This is a genomic window from Luteimonas sp. Soil_C_16 (assembly GCF_057657295.1).
In genome coordinates this window covers 1-5,641 of the sequence record NZ_JBDGIS010000014.1, presented here as the reverse complement: position 1 = coordinate 5,641, position 5,641 = coordinate 1, and the positions used below count along the sequence as shown (strand labels likewise).

The following is a 5,641-nucleotide window of genomic DNA, read 5'->3' as shown; positions in this document are numbered from 1 at the left end:
GCGGGACGAGAACGACAACAGCCTTCACGCGGTGTTGACAGACTCGAAAGTCGCGGTAATATGTGCGGCTCGCTTCAACGAAACGCCTTCGGGCCGGACGGGGAAGCCGCTTCAAAGTCACCCTCGACGAGGTGTTGACGGCAGCAAAAACCGCGCTATCATGGGCGGCTCGCTTCGGAGGAAACGACGAGGCAGTGGGAAGCAGGCGCTGAGGCCGCTTCCGCAGATCTTTGACAGTGTGCGCAGGATACTTATGCGGACGTCTGGCTGGTGGCGTGAGTCCATTAGCAGACGTTCTAGAAAGAGCAAGAAAGATTCAAAAGCATGCAAATGCTGGTGAGTAGTTCGAGTTCTGGAAAAGACATCTGCACTCGAAGCATTAGATGTCACTTCGGTGATGTCGAAACATTTAAGTGAAGAGTTTGATCCTGGCTCAGAGTGAACGCTGGCGGCAGGCCTAACACATGCAAGTCGAACGGCAGCACAGAGGAGCTTGCTCCTTGGGTGGCGAGTGGCGGACGGGTGAGGAATACATCGGAATCTGCCTATTTGTGGGGGATAACGTAGGGAAACTTACGCTAATACCGCATACGACCTACGGGTGAAAGCGGAGGACCTTCGGGCTTCGCGCAGATAGATGAGCCGATGTCGGATTAGCTAGTTGGCGGGGTAAAGGCCCACCAAGGCGACGATCCGTAGCTGGTCTGAGAGGATGATCAGCCACACTGGAACTGAGACACGGTCCAGACTCCTACGGGAGGCAGCAGTGGGGAATATTGGACAATGGGCGCAAGCCTGATCCAGCCATGCCGCGTGGGTGAAGAAGGCCTTCGGGTTGTAAAGCCCTTTTGTTGGGAAAGAAAAGCAGTCGGTTAATACCCGATTGTTCTGACGGTACCCAAAGAATAAGCACCGGCTAACTTCGTGCCAGCAGCCGCGGTAATACGAAGGGTGCAAGCGTTACTCGGAATTACTGGGCGTAAAGCGTGCGTAGGTGGTTTGTTAAGTCTGATGTGAAAGCCCTGGGCTCAACCTGGGAATTGCATTGGATACTGGCAGGCTAGAGTGCGGTAGAGGGTAGTGGAATTCCCGGTGTAGCAGTGAAATGCGTAGAGATCGGGAGGAACATCCGTGGCGAAGGCGACTACCTGGACCAGCACTGACACTGAGGCACGAAAGCGTGGGGAGCAAACAGGATTAGATACCCTGGTAGTCCACGCCCTAAACGATGCGAACTGGATGTTGGGTTCAACTAGGAACTCAGTATCGAAGCTAACGCGTTAAGTTCGCCGCCTGGGGAGTACGGTCGCAAGACTGAAACTCAAAGGAATTGACGGGGGCCCGCACAAGCGGTGGAGTATGTGGTTTAATTCGATGCAACGCGAAGAACCTTACCTGGCCTTGACATGCACGGAACTTTCCAGAGATGGATTGGTGCCTTCGGGAACCGTGACACAGGTGCTGCATGGCTGTCGTCAGCTCGTGTCGTGAGATGTTGGGTTAAGTCCCGCAACGAGCGCAACCCTTGTCCTTAGTTGCCAGCACGTAATGGTGGGAACTCTAAGGAGACCGCCGGTGACAAACCGGAGGAAGGTGGGGATGACGTCAAGTCATCATGGCCCTTACGGCCAGGGCTACACACGTACTACAATGGGAAGGACAGAGGGCTGCAAACCCGCGAGGGCAAGCCAATCCCAGAAACCTTCTCTCAGTCCGGATCGGAGTCTGCAACTCGACTCCGTGAAGTCGGAATCGCTAGTAATCGCAGATCAGCATTGCTGCGGTGAATACGTTCCCGGGCCTTGTACACACCGCCCGTCACACCATGGGAGTTTGTTGCACCAGAAGCAGGTAGCTTAACCTTCGGGAGGGCGCTTGCCACGGTGTGGCCGATGACTGGGGTGAAGTCGTAACAAGGTAGCCGTATCGGAAGGTGCGGCTGGATCACCTCCTTTAGAGACAAGACCACGTGACTTGTCCAGGCGTCCTCATAAGTAACCTGCACGATTGGTAATCAAAAGCAAGACTGGGTCTGTAGCTCAGGTGGTTAGAGCGCACCCCTGATAAGGGTGAGGCCGGTGGTTCGAGTCCTCCCAGACCCACCACATGGGGCCTTAGCTCAGCTGGGAGAGCACCTGCTTTGCAAGCAGGGGGTCGTCGGTTCGATCCCGACAGGCTCCACCATTCTTGATGGATGATTCACCGATCGCTGCGCACACATCAGATTTGAATGTCGCCGGGCACTGTGGCCTGACGACGGTTCTTTGAAAAATAGGGAAGTAGCGAGCGTCTGAGACAAGAACTCATACGTGTCGTGTGGCTAAGGCGGGGACCTCGAGTCCCTAGTAAATTGAGTCGTTATATTTGCGTCGATGCTTTGTACCCATCGACAGAAGTATGGCTCCGAGGCAACTTGGGGTTATATGGTCAAGCGAATAAGCGCACACGGTGGATGCCTTGGCGGTCAGAGGCGATGAAGGACGTGGTAGCCTGCGAAAAGTATCGGGGAGCTGGCAACAAGCTTTGATCCGGTAATGTCCGAATGGGGAAACCCACCTCCTAGGAGGTATCGTGCAGTGAATACATAGCTGTACGAGGCGAACGCGGTGAACTGAAATATCTAAGTAACCGTAGGAAAAGAAATCAACCGAGATTCCCTGAGTAGTGACGAGCGAACGGGGAACAGCCCAAAAGTCGATATGGTTCTAGCAAAACGGTCCTGGAAAGACCGGCCATAGAAGGTGATAGCCCTGTATGCGAAAGGGCCATGTCGATGAAAAATGAGTAGGGCGGGGCACGAGAAACCCTGTCTGAACATGGGGGGACCATCCTCCAAGGCTAAATACTCCTGACCGACCGATAGTGAACCAGTACCGTGAGGGAAAGGCGAAAAGAACCCCGGAGAGGGGAGTGAAATAGACCCTGAAACCGTGTGCGTACAAGCAGTAGGAGCCTCGCAAGAGGTGACTGCGTACCTTTTGTATAATGGGTCAGCGACTTATTGTTCGTGGCAAGCTTAACCGTATAGGGGAGGCGAAGGGAAACCGAGTCTGATAAGGGCGCATAGTCGCGGGCAATAGACCCGAAACCGGGTGATCTAGTCATGCCCAGGATGAAGGTTGAGTAACATCAACTGGAGGTCCGAACCCACTCCCGTTGCAAAGGTAGGGGATGAGGTGTGATTAGGAGTGAAAAGCTAATCGAACCCGGAGATAGCTGGTTCTCCTCGAAAGCTATTTAGGTAGCGCCTCATGTGAATCTTCTTGGGGGTAGAGCACTGTTATGGCTAGGGGGTCATTGCGACTTACCAAACCATTGCAAACTCCGAATACCAAGACAGACTGCATGGGAGACACACGGCGGGTGCTAACGTCCGTCGTGAAAAGGGAAACAACCCAGACCCACAGCTAAGGTCCCAAATTATCACTAAGTGGGAAACGATGTGGAAAGGCACAGACAGCCAGGAGGTTGGCTTAGAAGCAGCCACCCTTTAAAGAAAGCGTAATAGCTCACTGGTCGAGTCGGTCTGCGCGGAAGATTTAACGGGGCTAAGTGATAAACCGAAGCTTGGGGTGCACAACTTTGTTGTGCGCGGTAGAGGAGCGTTCCGTAAGCCGTCGAAGGCAGATTGAGAAGTCTGCTGGAGGTATCGGAAGTGCGAATGCTGACATGAGTAACGATAATGGGGGTGAAAAGCCTCCACGCCGAAAGCCCAAGGTTTCCTTGCGCAACGTTAATCGACGCAGGGTGAGTCGGCCCCTAAGGCGAGGCAGAAATGCGTAGTCGATGGGAAGCTGGTTAATATTCCAGCACCTCGCATAAGTGCGATGGGGGGACGGAGAAGGTTAGGTCTACCAGGCGTTGGTTGTCCTGGAGAAAGGCGGTAGGAGTGGGTCTTAGGCAAATCCGGGACCCTTTAACTCCGAGCACCGAGACGAGCTCATTAGAGCGAAGTGACTGATACCACGCTTCCAGGAAAAGCCCCTAAGCTTCAGCTTATGCAGACCGTACCGTAAACCGACACAGGTGGGTAGGAAGAGAATTCTAAGGCGCTTGAGAGAACTCGGGTGAAGGAACTAGGCAACATAGCACCGTAACTTCGGGAGAAGGTGCGCCCTTGATCGTGGCCCATGCGGGCTACAGCGATCGGGGGCCGCAGTGACCAGGCCGCTGCGACTGTTTATCAAAAACACAGGACTCTGCAAACACGAAAGTGGACGTATAGGGTCTGACGCCTGCCCGGTGCCGGAAGGTTAATTGATGGGGTCAGCCGCAAGGCGAAGCTCTTGATCGAAGCCCCGGTAAACGGCGGCCGTAACTATAACGGTCCTAAGGTAGCGAAATTCCTTGTCGGGTAAGTTCCGACCTGCACGAATGGCGTAACGATGGCGGCGCTGTCTCCACCCGAGACTCAGTGAAATTGAAATCGCTGTGAAGATGCAGCGTTCCCGTGGCAAGACGGAAAGACCCCGTGAACCTTTACTATAGCTTTACATTGAACGTTGAGTTCGTCTGTGTAGGATAGGTGGGAGGCTTTGAAACCATGGCGCTAGCTGTGGTGGAGCCAACCTTGAAATACCACCCTGTCGTGCTTGACGTTCTAACCTAGGTCCGTTATCCGGATCGGGGACCATGTATGGTGGGTAGTTTGACTGGGGCGGTCTCCTCCCAAAGAGTAACGGAGGAGCTCGAAGGTACGCTCAGCGCGGTCGGACATCGCGCACTGTGTGCAAAGGCATAAGCGTGCTTGACTGCGAGATCGACGGATCAAGCAGGTAGGAAACTAGGACTTAGTGATCCGGTGGTTCTGTATGGAAGGGCCATCGCTCAACGGATAAAAGGTACTCCGGGGATAACAGGCTGATACCGCCCAAGAGTTCATATCGACGGCGGTGTTTGGCACCTCGATGTCGGCTCATCACATCCTGGGGCTGTAGTCGGTCCCAAGGGTATGGCTGTTCGCCATTTAAAGTGGTACGCGAGCTGGGTTCAGAACGTCGTGAGACAGTTCGGTCCCTATCTGCCATGGGCGTTGGAGATTTGAGAGGGGCTGCTCCTAGTACGAGAGGACCGGAGTGGACGAACCTCTGGTGTTCCGGTTGTCACGCCAGTGGCACTGCCGGGTAGCTATGTTCGGAAGCGATAACCGCTGAAAGCATCTAAGCGGGAAGCGCGCCTCAAGATGAGATCTCCCGGGAGCTTGACTCCCCTGAAGGAACCATCAAGACCAGGTGGTTGATAGGCTGGGTGTGTAAGCACAGCAATGTGTTGAGCTAACCAGTACTAATGATCCGTGTGGCTTGACCATATAACCTCAAGTTGCTTCTACCGAAGCATCCTTGGCCAACGACACGAATGAGTCGTCACAAAATGTTCGCTACTTCCCAACCTCTGAGAGCGTGAGCGCTGTCAGTCCCTCTTTCGAGCGCATCCCTGCGACCGATCACGGGACCGACCTGCGACCCTCCACCCTCTCCCTGGTGACTATAGCTGTATGGAACCACCCGATCCCATTCCGAACTCGGAAGTGAAACGTACATGCGCCGATGGTAGTGTGCATCTAGCATGCGAGAGTAGGTCATCGCCAGGGTTTTTACCCAAAACCCCCGCCGGTATCCGGCGGGGGTTTTTCTTTGCGTGA

The 5,641-nt window shown here is 54.3% G+C and carries 2 tRNA genes and 3 rRNA genes; all 5 read left to right on the top strand.

What is annotated here, in order from left to right:
- The first annotated feature begins 410 nt into the window (after positions 1–410).
- A 16S ribosomal RNA gene (locus AC3A5T_RS16900) occupies positions 411–1,955 on the top strand.
- A gap of 73 nt (positions 1,956–2,028) precedes the next feature.
- Positions 2,029–2,105 (top strand) — tRNA-Ile (locus tag AC3A5T_RS16895).
- Positions 2,106–2,108: 3 nt separating this feature from the next.
- Positions 2,109–2,184 (top strand) — tRNA-Ala (locus tag AC3A5T_RS16890).
- Between the two features lie 241 nt (positions 2,185–2,425).
- Positions 2,426–5,308: ribosomal RNA gene (locus tag AC3A5T_RS16885) — 23S ribosomal RNA — on the top strand.
- 168 nt (positions 5,309–5,476) lie between these two features.
- Positions 5,477–5,590, top strand: a 5S ribosomal RNA gene (gene rrf, locus AC3A5T_RS16880).
- Together the 16S, 23S and 5S rRNA genes with 2 tRNA genes alongside form the textbook arrangement of a ribosomal RNA operon.
- Positions 5,591–5,641: the final 51 nt, after the last annotated feature.